The 19,913-nt window shown below is 42.9% G+C and carries 22 protein-coding genes; 11 read left to right on the forward strand and 11 right to left on the reverse strand.

Translation table 11 applies throughout. The annotated features are described in order from the left end of the window. Nucleotides 1-24: 24 nt before the first annotated feature. Both rplM and J0L83_09755 read right to left on the reverse strand, forming a co-directional pair. Nucleotides 25-468, reverse strand: a complete 444-nt coding sequence (gene rplM, locus J0L83_09750; GenBank protein MBN8664848.1) for a 50S ribosomal protein L13 — start codon at nt 466-468, stop codon at nt 25-27. Nucleotides 469-637: 169 nt separating this feature from the next. Next, entirely contained in the window at nt 638-1,519 is an 882-nt protein-coding gene (locus tag J0L83_09755; protein ID MBN8664849.1) for an alpha/beta hydrolase, read from the reverse strand. 75 nt (nt 1,520-1,594) lie between these two features. Here J0L83_09755 and J0L83_09760 point away from each other — a divergent pair, with 75 nt between their 5' ends. Beyond that, complete coding sequence (locus J0L83_09760; GenBank protein MBN8664850.1) at nt 1,595-2,737, forward strand: amidohydrolase family protein; 1,143 nt, start codon at nt 1,595-1,597, stop codon at nt 2,735-2,737. On the opposite strand, the gene recO is transcribed toward J0L83_09760, so the two are convergent. Both recO and pheS read right to left on the reverse strand, forming a co-directional pair. Then, a complete protein-coding gene (gene recO, locus J0L83_09765; GenBank protein ID MBN8664851.1) occupies nt 2,734-3,468 on the reverse strand; it encodes a DNA repair protein RecO in 735 nt (244 codons plus the stop codon). The genes J0L83_09760 and recO overlap by 4 nt on opposite strands. An 8-nt stretch (nt 3,469-3,476) precedes the next feature. Then, entirely contained in the window at nt 3,477-4,508 is a 1,032-nt protein-coding gene (gene pheS, locus J0L83_09770) for a phenylalanine--tRNA ligase subunit alpha (protein ID MBN8664852.1), read from the reverse strand. A 79-nt stretch (nt 4,509-4,587) separates the two neighbouring features. Between pheS and J0L83_09775 the strand changes: the two genes are divergently transcribed. The 8 genes from J0L83_09775 to J0L83_09810 all read left to right on the forward strand — a co-directional run bounded on the left by J0L83_09775 (nt 4,588) and on the right by J0L83_09810 (nt 12,781). Then, complete coding sequence (locus tag J0L83_09775; GenBank protein ID MBN8664853.1) at nt 4,588-5,340, forward strand: DUF4290 domain-containing protein; 753 nt, start codon at nt 4,588-4,590, stop codon at nt 5,338-5,340. 75 nt (nt 5,341-5,415) lie between these two features. Further along, complete coding sequence (gene murA / locus J0L83_09780; protein MBN8664854.1) at nt 5,416-6,720, forward strand: UDP-N-acetylglucosamine 1-carboxyvinyltransferase; 1,305 nt, start codon at nt 5,416-5,418, stop codon at nt 6,718-6,720. 28 nt (nt 6,721-6,748) lie between these two features. After that, nucleotides 6,749-7,324 (forward strand): guanylate kinase, encoded by a 576-nt coding sequence (gene gmk, locus J0L83_09785; protein ID MBN8664855.1) that lies wholly within the window; start codon nt 6,749-6,751, stop codon nt 7,322-7,324. A 41-nt stretch (nt 7,325-7,365) separates the two neighbouring features. Then, nucleotides 7,366-8,184 (forward strand): NAD(P)-dependent oxidoreductase, encoded by an 819-nt coding sequence (locus J0L83_09790; protein ID MBN8664856.1) that lies wholly within the window; start codon nt 7,366-7,368, stop codon nt 8,182-8,184. Between the two features lie 65 nt (nt 8,185-8,249). Continuing rightward, entirely contained in the window at nt 8,250-8,900 is a 651-nt protein-coding gene (locus J0L83_09795; GenBank protein MBN8664857.1) for a DUF2807 domain-containing protein, read from the forward strand. Nucleotides 8,901-8,990: 90 nt separating this feature from the next. Then, on the forward strand, nt 8,991-10,214 hold the full coding sequence (locus J0L83_09800; protein MBN8664858.1) for a DNA cytosine methyltransferase: 1,224 nt from the start codon (nt 8,991-8,993) through the stop codon (nt 10,212-10,214). Next, entirely contained in the window at nt 10,190-11,059 is an 870-nt protein-coding gene (locus J0L83_09805) for a Bpu10I family restriction endonuclease (protein ID MBN8664859.1), read from the forward strand. The genes J0L83_09800 and J0L83_09805 overlap by 25 nt, the downstream gene beginning before the upstream one ends. A 267-nt stretch (nt 11,060-11,326) precedes the next feature. Then, nucleotides 11,327-12,781: an amidohydrolase gene (locus J0L83_09810; protein MBN8664860.1), complete on the forward strand. Its 1,455-nt coding sequence runs from the start codon at nt 11,327-11,329 to the stop codon at nt 12,779-12,781. Nucleotides 12,782-12,848: 67 nt separating this feature from the next. Here J0L83_09810 and lysS read toward each other — a convergent pair whose 3' ends face one another. Beyond that, on the reverse strand, nt 12,849-14,369 hold the full coding sequence (gene lysS, locus J0L83_09815) for a lysine--tRNA ligase (GenBank protein MBN8664861.1): 1,521 nt from the start codon (nt 14,367-14,369) through the stop codon (nt 12,849-12,851). 58 nt (nt 14,370-14,427) lie between these two features. Beyond that, a complete protein-coding gene (locus J0L83_09820; GenBank protein ID MBN8664862.1) occupies nt 14,428-15,018 on the reverse strand; it encodes a pseudouridine synthase in 591 nt (196 codons plus the stop codon). Nucleotides 15,019-15,447: 429 nt separating this feature from the next. On the opposite strand from J0L83_09820, the gene J0L83_09825 reads away from it, so the two are divergent. Then, nucleotides 15,448-16,392: a UDP-3-O-(3-hydroxymyristoyl)glucosamine N-acyltransferase gene (locus J0L83_09825; GenBank protein ID MBN8664863.1), complete on the forward strand. Its 945-nt coding sequence runs from the start codon at nt 15,448-15,450 to the stop codon at nt 16,390-16,392. On the opposite strand, the gene J0L83_09830 is transcribed toward J0L83_09825, so the two are convergent. The 5 genes from J0L83_09830 to J0L83_09850 all read right to left on the reverse strand — a co-directional run bounded on the left by J0L83_09830 (nt 16,382) and on the right by J0L83_09850 (nt 19,416). Further along, a complete protein-coding gene (locus J0L83_09830) occupies nt 16,382-16,933 on the reverse strand; it encodes a hypothetical protein (GenBank protein ID MBN8664864.1) in 552 nt (183 codons plus the stop codon). The two genes, J0L83_09825 and J0L83_09830, sit on opposite strands and share 11 nt — an antisense overlap. A gap of 59 nt (nt 16,934-16,992) precedes the next feature. Further along, nucleotides 16,993-17,238 carry a hypothetical protein gene (locus J0L83_09835; GenBank protein MBN8664865.1) on the reverse strand — a complete coding sequence of 82 codons (246 nt, stop codon included), beginning with the start codon at nt 17,236-17,238 and terminating at the stop codon, nt 16,993-16,995. 90 nt (nt 17,239-17,328) lie between these two features. Then, nucleotides 17,329-18,306, reverse strand: a complete 978-nt coding sequence (locus J0L83_09840) for an NAD-dependent epimerase/dehydratase family protein (GenBank protein MBN8664866.1) — start codon at nt 18,304-18,306, stop codon at nt 17,329-17,331. A gap of 21 nt (nt 18,307-18,327) precedes the next feature. After that, nucleotides 18,328-18,747 carry a transcriptional repressor gene (locus J0L83_09845; protein MBN8664867.1) on the reverse strand — a complete coding sequence of 140 codons (420 nt, stop codon included), beginning with the start codon at nt 18,745-18,747 and terminating at the stop codon, nt 18,328-18,330. Between the two features lie 9 nt (nt 18,748-18,756). Then, nucleotides 18,757-19,416: an SCO family protein gene (locus tag J0L83_09850; protein MBN8664868.1), complete on the reverse strand. Its 660-nt coding sequence runs from the start codon at nt 19,414-19,416 to the stop codon at nt 18,757-18,759. A gap of 103 nt (nt 19,417-19,519) precedes the next feature. Between J0L83_09850 and J0L83_09855 the strand changes: the two genes are divergently transcribed. Continuing rightward, a complete protein-coding gene (locus tag J0L83_09855) occupies nt 19,520-19,912 on the forward strand; it encodes a MerC domain-containing protein (protein ID MBN8664869.1) in 393 nt (130 codons plus the stop codon). Nucleotide 19,913: the final 1 nt, after the last annotated feature.

Raw genomic sequence — 19,913 nt, forward strand, 5'->3', positions numbered from 1 at the left:
TCTGTATTTGGAATGTTGTTGGAATTAGAATTTCAGCTCTTTGGGATTCTGTGCAGTGTGCGCATGGCTGCTACCTGCATATACAAACAGCTTCTTGTACATCTTACGGCCCAAACGGTTCTTAGGCAACATACCTTTTACCGCTCTTTCGATTACCGCTTCAGGACGACGCTTCAGCAAATCCTTTGCGATTTCTTCTTTCAGACCGCCTGGATAACCAGAGAAGTTCTGATACACTTTGTCTTCAAACTTGTTACCAGTGAAAACAACTTTATCGGCATTAATCACAATTACATAATCGCCGCAATCAACGTGTGGCGTGTAATAGGCTTTGTTCTTACCACGGAGAACAGCCGCAATCTTAGAACACATACGACCCACGGTTTGATTAGTACCATCTACAACGTACCAATTGCGTTGCACGGTAGCCGCATTCGCATGCTTGGTGGTGAAATGAAGTTTACTCATATTAAAAACATTTTAGGTGAACCGGCGCTAACCCACCGGATTACTTCCGAAAAATTTCGGACGGCAAAGGTAGGCACCACCAGACCGTTTCACCAAAGAAAACAGGGATTATTTTTTAGCGCATCTTTACAACTAATTGATTTTCAATAAAATTTTAGCGCAATAAAAATTATTTCCTTGTAAAACCCTGATTTTGCAGCCATTCCCAGAACCTTTCTATCCAAGAATCGCTGGGTAATTGTTGCTTCTTAACGCCAAATCCATGTCCGCCGCTGGCATAAGCATGCAATTCCACCGGCTTTTTGGCGGTATTCCATTTAGTATATAATGCCACAGAATGGCCCTGTAGGTTTAATTGATCGTTGGAAGCCACAGTCAGAAACAGTGGTGGGGCATCGGCAGCAACAGTGCCTAGCATGTCAGGAGGCAAGAAAGCATAAATGGGTGCAGCAAAATCAGGCTTGTTCTCAGGGGTATAACCAAATAAGGCGCTGCCAGCCACAGTACCGCCAGCAGAAAAACCCATAATACCAATTCGTTTTGGATCAATACCAAAATCCGCTGCATGCGAACGCACATAGGCAATTGCTGCTTTTCCATCAGCAATACCCAGCGGCATGGATGCCTGTTGCCTGCTTTGAATGGCTTTATCTGTAAAAGAAGCTGTAAAATCCTTGAGGGGGTCATTACCCGATGCTTTGGCCAAACGATACTTGAGCACAAAACAGGTAACTCCTTTTTCGGCCAACCAGCGCGCTGCGCCAAATCCTTCGCTCTCAATAGAGAGTGCCAAAAAACCGCCACCGGGACAAATCACCACTGCCGCACCATTAGCTTTAGCTGCTGCCGGTTTGAAAACAGTTAATGTGGGATCTGATACATTATAGACAATGGGCGTATTCCAGGCATTTTTCTCTAAGTATTGTTCAGACCAATTCCAATCTTCTGAACCGGGTGCTTTACCTGGATAGAGTTTAATCACTTCCTGTGCTTGCACAAAAACAGTAACAAGTAGGAATAAGCAGAGCAATTTTAGATAATGCGTACGCATACACAAAGTTTTTCAGAAAGTTACACGAATTCAGGTTGCACGAAATAGCTTTGATCAATAATTGATAAGGATCAAATGAAACTAACAGCCACGAGCATTTTTGACGGACAACATTTCATCAATGATCCTATGGTGATTGTAACAGATAATGCAGGTAAGATTCTTGACCTCGTTTCTGCTGCAGAAGCCGGCGACGATGTACAATTTTTCCAAGGCACTATCTGCCCTGGATTCATCAATGCACATTGCCACTTGGAACTAAGCCATATGCAAAACATCCTACCTGAGAAAACAGGTTTGGTGGATTTTCTCATTGGCGTGTTTCAACAAAGACATTTTCCCGAAGCAACCATTGCCTCTGCTATTTCAGCAGCAGATGCAGCCATGCATAATGCCGGTATTGTAGCCGTGGGCGATATCAGCAATACGCCATTTACCATCGAAACAAAAACACAAAGTCAGCTTCGCTATAGAAATTTTATTGAAGTAACAGGCTATGTTCCGGGTATTGCGGCACAGCGCTTCGCGAATATTGAGCAAGTGTATCAAGCATTCACTGATGCTTTACCAAATGTTTCCATCGTGCCACATGCACCTTACTCGGTTTCACCTGAATTGTTTGGGATGATCAATACGCACAGCAAAGGAAAAATCATTAGCATCCACAATCAAGAGACCGCTGCAGAAGATGCACTGTATCAAGATGCCAGTGGCGATTTCTTCCGCTTATACGAGACATTGGGTGTTGATATCAGTTTCACCAAGCCTTATCACCAAAGCAGTGTGCAAACTTATTTGCCTTGGTTGCGCGATACCGCAGCCACATTGTTGGTGCACAACACCTGCATCAGCGAAGCAGATCTGCAGTTCATCAAAGCGCAGCAACAAGCGATTCATTACTGCTGCTGCATAAACGCCAATTTATATATTGAAAACAAAGTGCCGCCAATTGAGCTATTGCGCAAGCATGAGGCGCAAATCTGTTTGGGTACGGACAGTCTCGCCAGTAATCATCAACTCAGTATTGCTTCAGAAATCAAGACTATTTGTGATCAATTCCCACAAATACCTTTCGCTGAAGTATTACAATGGGCTACCTACAACGGCGCAGTGGCTTTGGGTTTTGATGATACACTCGGCAGTATTGAAAAAGGCAAGCAACCTGGATTACTCTTGATTGAAGATGCAAATACGATGGCAGTAAAAAGATTGATCTAACCCAATACTTCCTGCAATACCGGCCAACTTCTGAGTTCGCCAAAATCAGGAATATGCAATGCCATAAAAGTCTGATAGGCTTGTAAGATTTCTCTTCGCTGTACTCTATTAGAAGTGATTACACCCAATTGTGAAACACTATTTGCTTGAATGATAGCTGCTGTGGTTGAAGCGGCCGCACCATCAACATAATACGGATGATCTGGTAAGGTATGGGTAAAACAGCCCTCTTTCAAGTCGAACACAGTTCCGCTCAAATCGCCTGCAATCTGAAATCCCAGCTCTGCACAAAGCTTTAAAGTAAAGTACAAAGGCAGGTTTGCTGCAACACCATCCTCAGCGATATCCAACTCCTGCAAGCTTTCCGCAATCAAGGCAAACATTTCAGGATTGGCCTCTGGCTGTTTCAAACTATGCTGCAACAATTCTATCATATACATAGCTACAGCATGTTTTACCACATCGGTAAACAATTGGCGATACACGTAAGCCCATTGGTATTCTTTGACAAATTGTAATTGCTTGAAATCGCTATGATACACTTCCATATCCAAAATGGAACCGGGCTGAAAATACATAGCGCGACCTGCAGACTTTTTACTGCTTTGTCGAACCCCCTTAATGAGGTAACTCTGAATACCGAATAATTCTGTGTAAGCGGATACAATTAAACTGGTATCTCCATACTTGGTTTGCCTAAGCACTACTGCCCTTGTATGAAATACCTGCATATGCTTGTTTAAACCGCGCCGGTAAACTGCTTGAGGAAGCGCACATCATTTTGTGAGTACAAACGCAGATCGTTCACTCGATACTTTAATTGACAAATACGCTCCATGCCCATACCAAAAGCGAAGCCTGTGTATTTATTGCTATCAATACCGAAGTTTTCTAACACGTTTGGATGCACCATACCACTACCTAAGATTTCTACCCAACCAGTGTGCTTACAAACATTACAGCCCTTGCCTTCACAAATCAAACAACTAATATCCATTTCAGCACTAGGCTCTGTAAAAGGGAAATAGCTTGGGCGGAAACGCACTTTCACATCCTTACCAAACATCTCCTTCACGAAGAAGTACAAGGTCTGTTTCAAATCAGCGAAACTTACATTTTCATCAATATATAAACCTTCTACCTGATGGAAGAAGCAATGCGCGCGTGCGCTGATGGTTTCATTGCGATACACACGACCAGGACATATTACCCGAATCGGTGGTTTCTGGGTTTCCATCACCCTTGCCTGTACACTACTGGTATGTGTGCGCAGCAGCCAGGATGGGTTTTGATGGATATAAAAAGTATCCTGCATATCACGCGCAGGATGATCTTCCGGCAAATTCATGGAACCGAAATTGTGCCAATCATCTTCGATCTCAGGGCCTTCTGCCAAAGCAAAGCCCAGTCTGCCGAAAATATCAATGATCTGCTTGCGCACGATACTCAAAGGATGTCTTGTACCAACAGCAATCGGATCGCCCGGCAATGACCAATCACCTTGAAAACCAGCAGCATCTGCACTGCTTTCTACGGCTGACTTCAATGTTTCATAGCGTGTTTCAGCAAAACCCTTGAACTCATTCAATATCTGACCAAATTGTTTTTTCTGCTCATTGGGCACGTTTTTCATTTCGCCCATGATGGCCTTTACAATACCCTTGGTACCTAAAAAACGAATACGGAATGCCTCAACTGCATCAGCATTTGCAGCTTCAAAAGCCTGCATTTCCTGCTTGTATCCTTCTATCTGATTGATCAATGCGTCCATGCCGCGAAGATAACGAAAGCCCCGGCCTCAACGCCACTGAAGCCAAAATCCTTACATTTGTCTGCACTAAGTAGATTTCATGGAATACAATACAACGAGGAACCACCTCGGTATGCGTGAATATGGCCGTCATATTCAGAAAATGGTTGACTTTCTCCTTACTATAGAAGACAGGGACAAAAGAAACGAACAAGCCAAGGTGGTAGTGGAACTTATGGGTTTTCTAAACCCCCACTTAAAAAACGTAGAAGATTTTCGCCATATGTTATGGGATCACCTCTTTGTGATGAGTGATTTCAAATTGGACGTAGACTGTCCATACCCTATACCTCAACGCGAAACATACAAGGCCAAGCCCGATCCATTGCCTTATCCTAAGCGTCATCCGAAATACTCACACCTGGGTAAGAATTTGGAAACCGTGATCAATAAAGCATTGGAAGAAACCGATCAGGAGAAGAAAGATGGCTTTGCACATACCATTGCTTATTACATGAAGCTGGCTTACAGCACATGGCATAAAGAGTTGGTGCATGATGATACCATCCGTGCAGAACTCAACAGCCTCACCGGCGGTGCATTGGAATTCAGCAATACACCATTTATCAAACACCGCAACCAGATCGAAAGAGATGATTATGGTCGCGGACCACGCAGACAGCAAAACTTTGGCGGTCGCGGTAGAGACAATCGCGGTGGCGGTAGAGACAATCGCGGTGGCGGTGGTGGTAACAGAAACAACCGCAACGGCGGTGGTGGTGGCAATCGCGATAACAGAATGGGCGGCGGTGGCGGCAATAACCGCAACGGCGGTTTCAAAAAACGCTATTGATATAACTAAACCGTGTATAAAAAGAGCGCTGCAATCCGCGGCGCTCTTTTATTTTTAGGCGCTAATTGTTTTGCTATGAGCAGTTTTGAAGTCAGAGGCGGAAAAAAACTCAGCGGTACCATTGTACCTCAGGGTGCCAAGAATGAAGCATTGCAGGTATTGAGTGCTGTCTTATTAACCGATGCACCCGTTACCATCAACAATATTCCAGACATATTAGATGTAAATCTACTGATTGAGTTATTGGAAGATATTGGCGTGCGTGTAACTCGCCACAACAGACATAGCTGCACTTTTCGGGCAGATCAGGTTGATGTGGATTATCTGGCTTCAGATGCATTTCGTAAAAAAGGTGGTCGACTGCGTGGTAGTGTAATGGTAGCCGGTCCAATGCTGGCGCGATTTCGCAAAGCCTATATTCCCAAACCTGGTGGCGATAAAATTGGTAGACGAAGATTAGACACCCATATCATTGGCTTTGAACAACTAGGTGCTGCTTTTTATTACGATGAAGACCATGGCTATTTTCGATTGGATGCGCCACAACTTCGTGGTGCCAATCTTTTGTTGGATGAACCATCTGTAACAGGTACCGCCAATATTGTAATGGCTGCTGTTTTAGCAGAAGGCAGAACAACCATTTACAATGCAGCTTGCGAACCTTATGTACAGCAGCTCTGCACCATGCTGAATCAGATGGGTGCTAAGATTAGCGGCGTGGGCAGTAATCTCTTAATCATTGATGGTGTATCGCAATTAGGTGGAACTGTACATACCATACTGCCTGATATGATTGAAGTGGGCAGCTTTATTGGTTTAGCAGCGATGACACAAAGTGCTATCACTATTGAAGGTGCAGGTGTTGCCCATCTTGGTTTGATTCCGGATAAATTCAGACAGCTGGGTATTGATGTACAAATTCAAGGTGACAATATTTTCATTCCTGAACAAGAGACTTACGAAATACAAACTTTTCTTGACGGTGGAATCCTCACCATTTACGATCATCCCTGGCCTGGATTTACGCCCGACTTGCTGAGTATCGTCTTAGTGGTAGCTACCCAAGCCAGAGGCAGTGTATTGATTCATCAGAAAATGTTTGAGAGCCGGCTCTTCTTCACCGATAAACTCATCGACATGGGCGCGCAGATTATTCTCTGCGATCCGCATCGTGCCACAGTTATCGGCCTTGGCCGAAAACAAGCATTGCGCGGCATCACCATGAGCAGCCCGGATATTCGTGCCGGTGTTGCCTTGCTGATAGCAGCCCTAAGTGCAGAAGGTAAGAGTGTGATTCAGAATATTGAGCAGATCGACAGGGGCTATCAATACATTGATCAGCGATTACAGGCTTTGGGTGCAGATATCAAACGCGTGTAAGCGAAGCGGATTTTTCCGTTCTTTGCGCATGGCTTCACTCAATAAAAAGATCGTCATCATTGCTGCGCCATCCGGCTCAGGCAAAACCTCCATTACCCGATACCTGCTGGGTAAGTACCCCAAACTTGCTTTTTCTATCTCTGCTGCTACACGTCAGCCACGTGGCGCTGAAGTGCATGGCAAGGATTATTATTTCATGAGTGTGGCTGAATTTCAGCAAAAGATTCAGGACAATGCATTTGTAGAATGGGAAATGGTCTACGAAGGCAAATATTATGGCACTTTAAAAGAAGAGCTCGAGCGCATGTGGGCTGCAGGACAAGTGCCTGTACTGGATATTGATGTGAAGGGTGCGCTGCATGTAAAAAAACAGTTTCCCGACCAAACCCTCATCATCTTTATTGAACCACCTTCCGTGGAAGAATTAGAAAAGCGTTTGCGTAACCGCGGTACGGAAACGGAAGAAAGTCTGGCAGCCAGGGTGAACAAAGCCAGTTATGAACTCACCTTCAAAAACCAGTTTGATAAAGTCATCCTCAATGATGTACTGGAACAAGCCTGTGCAGCAACAGAAAAAACAATCAGTGAATTCTTAGGCTGGTAAACGGCTTTTGCAGATATTTAGTCTCCACAAAAACGATTGGTATGTCCATGCAAAACAAAACTGTGTTTATAACTGGTGCCAGTAGAGGTATTGGTAAAGCGATGGCACTTCGCCTCGCCAAGGAAGGTGCGAATATTGTGATTGCAGCAAAAAGCGTGGAAGAAGATCCACGATTGGGCGGCACCATCTATTCTGCTGCGGAAGAAGTAGAAGCTGCTGGCGGTAAAGCATTGGCTATTCAGCTGGACATCCGTTTTGAAGACCAGATTCAATCAGCCGTACACAAAGCGATGGATACTTTTGGCAGCATTGATGTGCTTATCAACAATGCTTCTGCTATTCAACTCACCAATACAGAAAATACAGAAGCCAAACGTTTCGATCTGATGCATAGCATCAACGTACGTGGTACATTCCTCATGACCAAGCATTGTATTCCTCACTTGAAGCGTGGTAAAAACCCGCATATCATCACACTATCACCCCCCATTAATATTACACCCAAGTGGCTGGGACCACATGTAGCTTATACCATGACCAAGTTCAACATGAGTATGATGGCTTTGGGCTGGGCAGCAGAATTAAAAGAAGATGGTGTAGCCTCCAATGCACTTTGGCCAAGAACCACCATTGACACAGCTGCTGTGCGTAATCTCTTAGGCGGTGAAATGCTGGCAAAGATGAGCCGTACGCCAGATATTCTTGCTGATGCTGTTTACCATATTGTCACCAAGACCAATCTGGCTTACACAGGTAATACATTCATTGACGAAGAAGTTTTGGCTAAGGAAGGCATTACTGATTTGTCGCATTACTCTGTTGTACCCGGTGCGCAGTTGTATCAGGACTTATTTGTCTAGTTTCACATAGTTATGTGATTGCATCCACTTATTGCTGAACATAGGTTTGCACAAAACAAGCAACTATGTTTAGAAGTATTGTATTAACTGTAATGGCAGTTGTTTTCTTGTCGTGCAACAAAGAAGCTATCAGAGGAAGTGGAAATACGATTGAACAAACCAGAACAGTAGCAGCTTTTGATGCAATTGAAACCCATTACGATATCAAAGCAGTGATTACCTATGGCACTACGCAAAATCTTCGCGTACGTGGCTATGAAAATTTGTTGGGTATTCTGGAAACAGAAGTAGTGAATGGAGTATTAAAACTCAAATACAATCAGCAGTACAATACCATTCGCAATAGTAATGTGATTGCATATATTCAAATCCCCGCTATCAAAAAAGCCAGCATCCATGGCAGTGGTTATATCGATATCTCGGGCTTTCAGCAGGGACAGGAAATAGAAGCACGCATTCACGGCAGTGCAGACATCAAAATTGCCAACTCAGCTTATCAAAAAGCTTATCTGAATATTTATGGTAGTGGTGATATTGATGCCCAATCTTTATGGGCCAAAGAAGCGGAAGTGAATGTGCATGGCAGTGGTTACTCCTACATAACAGCAGGCGATAAGCTGAAGGCCAATATCTATGGCAGCGGCAATATTTATTATTGGGGAAGTCCGGTTACAGAGGTTAATATCAATGGTAGTGGCAGGGTAATCAAACGTTGATGCAATTGCGCAAAGCAATTCGCTACCTGCAAGCCTAAAGCGACACACCGCTAATATTTTTAGCTTTTATTTTTTATTATCTTTGACTACATGAAAGTTTTAGACACATTTGCTGGTGCAGGCGGTTTCAGTTTAGGGTTTGACCTGACAGGCAATTTCAATATTATTGGTGCAATTGAATTTGACAAATGGGCTGCTGAAACATTTCAGTATAACCATCCTCATGCAACTACTTTGGTCGGGAACATTCAACAATTTGACAAAGAATTTCTTTTAGATAAGTTTCAAGAAAAACCTGACATAATTTTAGGAGGCCCGCCTTGCCAAGGTTTCTCAATTGCAAATAGAAAAGCTGGCGACGCTTCAGACCCAAGAAACTCGCTATTCAAAGAATTTATCCGTTTAGGAGAAATCTTTGAGCCAGAAGTTATGATTATGGAAAATGTTCCTAATCTAATAAAAGCGAAGACTCATTCAAATGAATTTGTTATTGATATTATTGTAAAGGAACTAGAAAACTTAGGCTACAATGTTGACCATACTATTTTATCTGCAACGGATTTTGGAGTACCTCAAATCCGAAAAAGATTGGTTGTAATAGCTTCAAAACAAAAATTAGATAATCCTTTTCCTCAAGCGACACATTCAATAGAAAACGGCTCTTACTCCCTGTTTGGAAATAATTTAATTAAAACTCCTACTCTTTGGGACGCTATTTCAGACCTTCCTCAAATTGAAGCTTGTCAAGGTGGAGAGGAAATGGAATACACTACGTCTCCTAAAAATGATTTTCAAAAATATCTTAGAGGGAAGTCTAATAAAGTTTATAATCATGTTGCAATGAAGCATTCAAAAAGAATGGTAGAACGTTTTGCTTCCATGTCATGGGGACACTCTGTTTCTGATGTTCCTGAACATTTAAAACCAATTAAGCGAAACGGAAAAGGTGAAATTTCCGAAAAAGTATATGACCAAAATAATAGAAGAATGTTTCCTGACAAACCTTGTCACACAATTGCAGCATCTTTCTATGCAAATTTTGTTCATCCTTACATAAATAGAAACTTTACACCAAGAGAAGGTGCAAGAATTCAAACATTTCCTGATTGGTACGTTTTTAAAGGAAAGCCAACTGTTGTAAGTCATAAACTATTACAAAGGGAAGGACGAGATGAAGAAAAATATCTTTGTCAATACAACCAAATTGGTAATGCAGTTCCTCCTTTTTTAGCCAAGGCAATTGCAGAAAATTTATATTCACAGCTATCATATATCAAAACTGACAAAGAATGCTTGTTCACGGAGACAATTTAACTCAAAAGGAAAACCATACTGAGAAATACACTGATAAGGAGGCGAAAAGATTTCTAAAGGAAATCCGCGCAGAATATACCAAATGGCATAAAGCTAATACTAAATTAAAAGGTCCATTTTCTTCTGCATCTGATAGAGATTTACAAATTATTCAGCAACGAGTACAGTTATTTTCCGATTACAAAGAATTTATTGACCAACAAAAATATGCTGAAAAATTTGATTCCCGCTCCAATCTTCATTCATCAGTTTTAGAAGAATTCATTTTCTATTTATTCCGTGATTTAGTTTTTGAATTCTCAAAATCGGCCGTTTTGGGAAAAGCTCATACGTTTAAAGACATCTTCTTCAATTCGGCTTCTTACAAAGAAATGGTATCAAAACCGAACGCAAAAGTTGAAAAGAAAGACCATGACTTTGTAATTGGCGTAAATATTCAAACCAAAATGAACTGTGAAGGGAATGAGGAAGTTGAAGAACATTCATGGCAAATTCCAGCAGTTGCAATTGAATGTAAAACATACCTTGACAAGACAATGCTTGAAGGCTCTTCAACAGCCGCAGAACAATTGAAACACAGAAATCCTAACGCTATTTATATTGTTGTTGCCGAATGGTTAAAGCTGACAGAGCAGGTCAACTTAAAGAAGTTTAAAGTTGACCAAATTTATATCTTAAGGAAACAAAAGAATACGGATAGAGAATATAGATATGCGGCTACCTATAAAAAGAACCCAATTTATGTTGACGTTGTTCAACACCTCTTTGACACAGTAAGAAAACACTTAACTACTGATTGGGAAGGTGGAATCGGCTTTGGATTACAAAAAGGGTATTTGCTTTGACAACGAAGGCCATGCAGGTAACATGGGTATTGCCAAAATGCAGGCTGACGGAAGCCATGTTTCAACTGTAGTAATTCTGTTCAGCCACATATCTAGCTTGACTTTATCTATTTAGATATGTGCATATCATCATCTTTTTTATCTTTACTAAGCAGCGGTCAGCCAGGATCGAGGTAATTCTATTCCTGCACATCGGCAATACCTGACCCTTTTCTTTCAATTGGAGACAAAGCAATTGGCTACATTCGTTTCCTGAATGTAAGACCCATGAGAAAAATGCTACTGCTCTGTGCTTCCTTTGGTTTTCTGGTTCAAGTAAATGCGCAGAAAAAGAAAGCCGAGATCAATCCGGCTGAGAAAATGAAAACAGCTGCCAGCACAGCGCTGGATGCCGCTTATCCCCGCTACAAAGACATTGCACTCAAGATTTGGGACTATGCAGAAGTAGGCTACAAAGAAGTGAGGAGCTCAGCCTTGCATCAAGAAACATTGAAAACAGCAGGCTTCCAGGTGGAAACGGGTGTTGCAGGTATTCCTACTGCTTTTGTTGCCACTTATGGTTCAGGCAAGCCGGTGATTGGTATTCTTGCAGAGTTTGATGCTTTGCCGGGTATTTCTCAGCAGGCCGTTCCGGAAAAAGCCAGCGCAGGTAAGGATGCAGGCCATGCTTGCGGACACCACTTGTTTGGTACCGCTTCTGTTGCAGCAGGCATTGCCATTAAAGATTTGATTGATAGCAAGCAATTCTCCGGAACCATCAAAGTATTCGGTACACCGGCTGAAGAAGGTGGTAGCGGCAAAGTATATATGGTGCGTGAAGGCTTATTCAATGATGTAGATGCGGTGATACACTGGCATCCCGATTCAGAGAATTCCATCACCATGACAAGTGCGCTGGCTAATAAATCAGCCAAGTTTCGTTTTCGTGGTATTTCCGCGCATGCGGCGATGGCACCAGAGCGTGGCCGCTCTGCTTTAGATGCTGTTGAGTCGATGAACTATATGGTGAACATGATGCGTGAGCATATTCCGCAGGAAACCAGGATTCACTATGTGATTACTAACGGCGGAAAAGCACCCAATGTGATTCCTGATTTTGCAGAAGTATATTATTATGTGCGTCACCCTAAACGCGATGTGGTTAAATCTATTTTCGATCGCGTAGCCAAAGCCGCAGAAGGTGCTGCAATAGGAACAGATACGAAGATGGAATTTGAAATCATTGGTGGCACACATGATTTACTATTGAACAAAACACTTGCAGAAGCCATGCAGGCGAATCTGGAAAAAGTAGGTGGTTTTACCTATACAGAAACAGAAAAAGCTTTTGGTCAGAAAATACAAGCCAGTTTCGGCACCAAAGCACCAGCTCTTGAATCTGCCGCAACTGTAAAACCTTTAAAACTTGATATGGATGCCGGCGGTGGTAGTACCGATGTAGGCGATGTAAGCTATGCCGTACCTACCGTTGGTTTGCGTGCTGCTACATGGGTACCCGGCACAGCCGCACATAGCTGGCAGGCTGTTGCTGCAGGCGGAACAGAAATTGGTACCAAGGGCATGCTGGTAGCTGCTAAGACCATGGCACTCACAGCGATTGATCTTTTCACCAATAAGGAGCTGATTCAAAAAGCTACTGAAGAACTCAAGAAAGCCAAAGGCGACTATCAGTATGAAGCATTACTTGGTAACAGAAAGCCGGCTTTGTATTATCGCGATTAATCATCGTATCTCATATAGCAAAAAGGATCGCCGTGGCGATCCTTTTTTATTTATTAAAGCTTTCCAATTAATCCATTTTCTCGGGACGCATCTGTGGAAAGAGCAACACATCCTGAATAGATACCTGGTTTAGCATCATCATACACAAACGATCGATACCAATACCAATACCGGATGTTGGTGGCATGCCATATTCCAAAGCACGCAGAAAATCATGGTCAATAAACATGGCTTCATCATCACCACGCTCCATGAGTTTTACCTGCTCTTCAAAACGCTCGCGCTGATCCACAGGATCATTCAACTCACTATACGCGTTGGCTACTTCCTTACCGTTTACCATCAACTCAAAACGCTCTACCAATCCGGCTTTACTACGGTGCTTCTTGGTCAGCGGACTCATCTCCACCGGATAATCAATAATGAACGTAGGCTGTATATAATTGTGTTCGCTGGTAGCGCCAAAGATTTCATCAATCAGCTTACCCTTACCAATATTACCGGGCACATCAATATGTAATTGCTTGCACACATCACGCAGTCCGGCTTCATCCATAGCAGAAATATCGATGCCGGTGTTTTCCTTAATCGCATCAAAAATGCTGATACGCTTGAATGGTGCTTTATAGCTGATCATCTTATCACCCAACTGCACGTCGGTAGTGCCATGTAAGGCAATCGCTACACGCTCCAACAGCTGCTCGGTGATTTCCATCATCCAGAAATAATCCTTGTAAGCGGTATACCATTCCAAAATGGTGAACTCAGGATTATGCGTTCTATCCATACCCTCATTTCGGAAATTACGGCTGAACTCATATACCCAATCAAAACCACCCACGATCAAACGCTTCAGGTACAACTCATTGGCAATACGCAAGTAAAAAGGTACATCCAATGCATTGTGGTGCGTAATAAATGGTCGGGCAGCAGCACCACCGGGAATAGATTGCAACACAGGCGTATCTACTTCCAATGCACCTTTCTCATTCAGGAACTGGCGAATGGTATTCACCAGTAATGTGCGCTTGGCAAATACTTCTTTTACTTCAGGGTTAATGATCAGATCAGCATAGCGCTGGCGATAACGAAACTCAGGATCGGTTACCGCATCAAACACATTACCTTCTTCATCACGCTTTACCACAGGCAGTGGCTTCAGTGATTTGGTGAGCAGGGTTAAAGTCTGTGCATGCACAGATGTTTCGCCTGTTTTAGTAATGAACACAAAACCGGTAACACCGATGATATCACCCAGATCCAATCCATGCTTCACTAGGTTATCCCAGTATGATTTATCCTCTTCTGGGCAGATATCGTCTCTACGCACATAGAGCTGGATAATCCCCTTGCTATCCTGAATCTTGATGAAGAATACCTTTCCCTTATCGTTGATGCTCATGATACGGCCTGCTACGCAGACATTGGCATAAGCTTCTTTGTTTTCCTCTGTAAAGCCTGCTTTGATATCAGCAGAGTATTGGTTCACCGGATACAAGGGTGCGGGATAGGGTTCGATGCCTGCCTCGCGCAATTTGGCCAGCTTTTCTCTGCGGATGATCTCCTGTTCACTCAGATGTTGACTCATAATGATGTTTTCAAGGCGGCAAAATTAGCGGATTTCGCCTATGCAGTGGGCAAAGGGCTCAGGACTGGCCAAACAGACTGTGGTACAAGGCTTTTTGCTCCATTTCTATGCAATCGCCGGGCTGCATGCCCTCGATGGTGAGACTGCCAATACGATAACGAACCAACCTGAGTGTTGGAAAACCTACTGCTGCAGTCATGCGCCTCACCTGTCTGTTCTTCCCTTCTCGTATGGTGATGCTGATCCATGGTGCGGGAATAGATTTACGAAAACGAATGGGTGGATGACGATCAGGTAATGCAGGATCGGTTGTAAATTTTTTTACTGTCGCGGGTAATGTGCGATGTTGTTTTCCATTCACTTGTATCTGCACACCTTTTTGTAATTGTATGATTGCATCATCAGTAATTGCACCATCTACCTGTATCCAATATTCTTTTTCCTGATGTTGTTTGGGATGCAATAATTTTTGATTCAATGCTGCATCATTACTCAAAATCAATAAGCCTTCACTATCATGATCGAGTCTTCCAACAGGATACACATCTTTCGGTACAGACAAAATATCACGCAAGGTGCGCTGATCACCTTCTGGTGAAAATTGCGATAAGACGAGATAAGGTTTGTATATAATGAAGTAACGATGCATGACGAATGCTGTAAAACAAAAGTCCCGCAGAAGCGGGACTTTGTATATGGATGGGTTAGTAAGTACCGGGAAATAAATTTCCCTACACAATATTAAATATTGTTTTATCCAAAGCAAAAAATTTTTCAAACAATTTTATTCACATTTTTTGGCGCTTTGTGAATTAACCCCATTATCTAAACAGTGATTTGAAGCATTGTATTACTTCATAAATGATGATGCAACATTGCATACAAAAAAATACATCGCTGCAAACATTGATGTAGTAAGCGTTTCAGCTGATGCAATTTTTTTCTCTTTGATTGATGTTTGTATCGCGCGCATCATACACACACATAAACTTGCCTTGATTCTGGCTTGAAAAAGCCAGGAAAAAAAATTTCTGCAGAAAGCCGTCTGCCTACCTTTGAGCGGTCAAAAAACACTGTTATGCAATTTCCCACACCCGTTACCACTTCCTGGCTTGCTGCATTGATCGGTGCAGAACTCATCGGTAATCCTGCACAGGAAGTGTATGGACTGAATGAAATCAATCGCGTAGAAAATGGTGATGTGGTGTTTGTGGATCATCCTAAGTACTACGATAAGTGTTTACACAGTGTTGCTGGTTGCATCATCATCAACAGTAAAGAAGTAACTGTACCAGAAGGAAAAACCATTCTGGTTGTTGATCAACCTTTTGAATCTTATCTCACTATCGCAACACATTTTCGTCCTTTCACACCTGCAGCAACACCCATTAGTACATCTGCTGTGATTGGTGAAGGAACAGTGATCATGCCCAATGTTTTTATCGGTAATCATGTAGTGATTGGTAAGCATTGTGTGATTCATCCCAACGTGGTCATTCATGACCATACCATCATTGGTGATCAAGTAGTGATTCAGGCAGGAACGATTATTGGTAGTGATGCGTTTTATTACAACAGCAAGAAAAACCGCGATGTCTGGTTCCGCAGAATGAAAAGCTGTGGCCATGTGGAGATTGCCAACAATGTAGAAATTGGCGCTAATTGCACCATTGATCGTGGCGTAACCGCAGTAACCAAAATTGGGCAGGGTACCATCATGGATAACCTGGTACATATCGGTCACGACGTACATATCGGCAAAAATTGCCTGTTTGCCGCACAAGTGGGTGTGGCCGGTGCCACCAATATTGAAGACGGTGTTACGCTTTGGGGACAGGTTGGCGTGAGCAAGACCCTAACTATTGGTGCCAATGCGGTGGTTTTGGCACAAAGTGGTGTACCATCCTCGCTGGAGGGTGGCAAAACCTATTTTGGCTATCCCGCAGAAGATGCTGCACAAAAAAGAAGAGAGCTGGTATGGATCAAACGCATACCCGCTCTCTGGAAAAAAGTTATGGAATAGACCCCTCTCGGATAATCTTCCATAGATCTGCTTCTAAAGAAATGGTTGGTGTTTCAATGATTCTTCCAACTTCCTTTTCTCCTTTTCGGATTATAAAAGTGGGCACACGCAGGATATTCTTTCCTGCTTCTTCGTGCTGCGGACTCTTTTTATAGTGTTCTGGGCGACCATCTACAAAAATCAATTCCAGTCTGGTTGAATCCCATCCACAACTATCAAGCACTTTAAGCATGCGCGGCACTTCGCGCCTACTATCACCACACCAGGTGCCTAAGAAAATTTGCATGGTATACTGATGCTGTTGCTCTTTAAGTCCAAGTAAAATGATGCTATCAGGTTTGTATTGCTGGTATTGATACTGATACCAAACCCGAAAAGGTTGTTGTAATAAACTGGCTCGGGGAGATTTGCCAATGATTACCGGCTGACCATTGTCAGCAGTATAAGTATTCATCGCAGATTGCGCATAAGTGCTGGTCATAGAAATATAGCAGAGGCAAGACCACAATAGGGCCTTACCTGTATTAGACAGGTGTTTCATACTAAAAATTGAAGAATGAGGAAATACACCGATTCACTATCGGTGATACATGCAGTTGATTATATCCATACTGCATCAGGCGGTTGAATAGGCTGCTCAGGGAAACCAGCACAGATAGACTGATCTACATGGGGGAAGAAAAACACAAGTGATAATGCGGGTAACTGTTCAGATGTTGAAGTCTGTGTGCAGCATTCCCAATCAAGCTTTAGTTGATCAGGTTTGGCGGGTAAAGCTGCAGTAACCGGAAGACCTGCGTTATACGGTGTTAAACGACACTCGCAATTATCTGCAGCGGCAATCATACAGGAGGTGTAGGAAGCCCACTTCCAGAGTTCCGGTAAACTGATGATTAAAAATAGTAGTATGGTTGCGACTGATTTCAGCAGCAGTGTTTAGTTCAAGTTATGCTTTTTTGCTAACTCGCCGCAAATGCGCTGAATACTTTCTTCTAAGGGTGTGTACTGGAAATCGGGAAACTGTTTCAGCAATTTACTATTGTCAAAACGAACCACCGCCTGTGCTGTATGCGCTGTTTCCTTCGTGAGTAAAGGGTCTTTACCAGTTATCCTACCTTTGATAGCTTCTAAACGCCAAACGATTTCAGCGAGCAAAGGTGTAACCTTTCTGTGTGGTGGTTTTTTGCCAAAGCCTTTGGCGATCATGGTGAATATATCGCGATAGTACCTGTTCTCTCCACTGATGATGAATCTTTGTCCAGACACAGGCGCTTCCATCAACAATACCGCAGCTTTTACAACATCCAGTACATCCACAAAACCACTCATGCCACTGGTATACCAAGGGAATTCATTATAAGCTGAATGAAAAATTTCTGAGGACCCTTTATTCCAATCGCCTGCACCCAGAATAATCACCGGATTAATCATCACTGCTTGTAGGCCTTCACCGATACCGCGCCATACTTCCATCTCTGCGAGAAACTTGGTCTTGCCATATTCGCTATTGCTGGTTTCTTCGCTCCAGTTCATGCTTTCATCCACCATCCCAGATTCTCTGATGCGGCCCAATGCTGCAACAGAGCTTACAAACAAGAGTTTTTGTACGCCGGCTGTTAAACAGGCATTCACCACATTGGCTGTGCCTTCAATATTGGTTTGATGTAATGCAGCTTTTTGTTTGGGACTGAATGAGACAATTGCTGCACAATGGTACACATGGGTAACACCTTGCATGGCAGTTTCTAAAGCAACCACATCCAGGATATCTGCTTGTATCCATGTTACCTGATCGGCACCGGGTATTTGCGGAATAGATTTTCTGTATAAAGCTTTCACCGGTTTACCGGCAGTGGTTAATGTCTGAATCAGGTGTGAACCAACAAGGCCCGTAGCGCCGGTAACAAGTATCATGTAGTTGTTGCTTTAAGGGTATCAGGATTGGCAGTTCTTGCAGACGCCACTCACCACCACATCGGTTTGTTTTGCCTCAAAGCCATTCGGCATATTGAGTTTGGGTACTGTTACATGATCCAGACAATAAGTTACATCACACTGATCACAGATAAAATGTACGTGGTTATCATGGTGATGACCCGCAGAGCATTCATCCTTACACAAAGCATAGCGCACAGAATTGTCCGATGTGGGAATGGTATGAATGATGCCCTTATCAACAAAGGTTTGTAAAGTGCGGTAAATGGTTACACGATCAAAATGCTCGGCAGAACTTTTCTCAATATCTGCATGCGCCAATGCGCCCTTGGATTGATGAAAGAGTTCTAATATCTTTCTTCTGCTCTCAGTAACACTGAGCTGATTGCGTTTGAGTATATCGGTAATCAGTTCCTGCATGGCTCAAATTTACTGGGGATTGTTATTGAAAATACCATTCACGAATCCGCTTTTCCCTGCTTTTTCTTTCAATAACTCACGAACGGTGTTCTTCAGCTCATCAAGCTCCTTTTGTTTCAAGCCGTCATAGATCTGGCCGCGTACTTGTCCGTTCTTATCAACCACCGCAAAAAACTGTGTATGGATAAACTGGTCTTCAATTTTTTCTACACTGTTCTTTGGATCATCCAAGAGATAGCTGTTACGGGCCATATTATAGAGACTATCTTTTCTACCAGTTACCAAGATCCATTTCTTGGTATCAATCTGCATAGAATCTGCGTAGTGCTTCAGGCGAGGCACTGAATCTGTTTCAGGCATACAAGTATGTGCCAGAATTTGAAAGTCAGGCTCATCTTTGAAATCTGCATACACGGTTTTCATGTTGCTGTTCATGCGCGGACAAATACCTTTACAGGTAGTAAAGAAGTACTCTACAACTGTCACTTTTCCCAACAACTGCTGGTCTGTTACAGGCAGTCCGTCCTGGTTGATGAACTGGAACGGCTTTACATAACTGATCACGGGCTTTTTGGCCTTCCACATATCAGTTCCCTGGAACAGGAAATACCAAAAAGCAATTACCAACACAACGAAAAACAGAATATAGCCTATGAGTTTCTTTGACATGGTGCAAATGTACTGCCCAAATGCGGCGGGCAGTGAGCCTGTTCAAGTGAATTACAATCTTTTTGCAACAAAGTTGCGAAATATTGTATATTTGCGGTCCACTATGGGATTTAAGATCAATTGGGACGCTTTAGGTATTAGTGCTTCTTTGGCCTGTGCTATTCACTGCGCAGTACTGCCGCTGGTGATGAGCAGCTTGCCAATATTTGGTATGAACATCATTGACAATATTCGATTTGAATATTTCATGATCTTTCTGGCACTGGGTGTAGGTGTATACTCTTTATACCATGGCTGGAAAAAACATCACCACAGTTTTTTACCAATTGGATTATTTGTTGCAGGTATCGCATTGTTGTTTGCAAAGCAAATCTGGCACCAATGGCAGCTTTGGTTTTTGATACCGGCTGTTGTATTAATTGTACTTGCGCATTACATCAATTATCAGGCATGCAGGGTACATGACCATGCGCATGCAGACGATTGCAATCACTAAT

It is taken from the genome of Chitinophagales bacterium (assembly GCA_017303835.1).
Taxonomy (GTDB): domain Bacteria; phylum Bacteroidota; class Bacteroidia; order Chitinophagales; family Chitinophagaceae; genus JAFLBI01.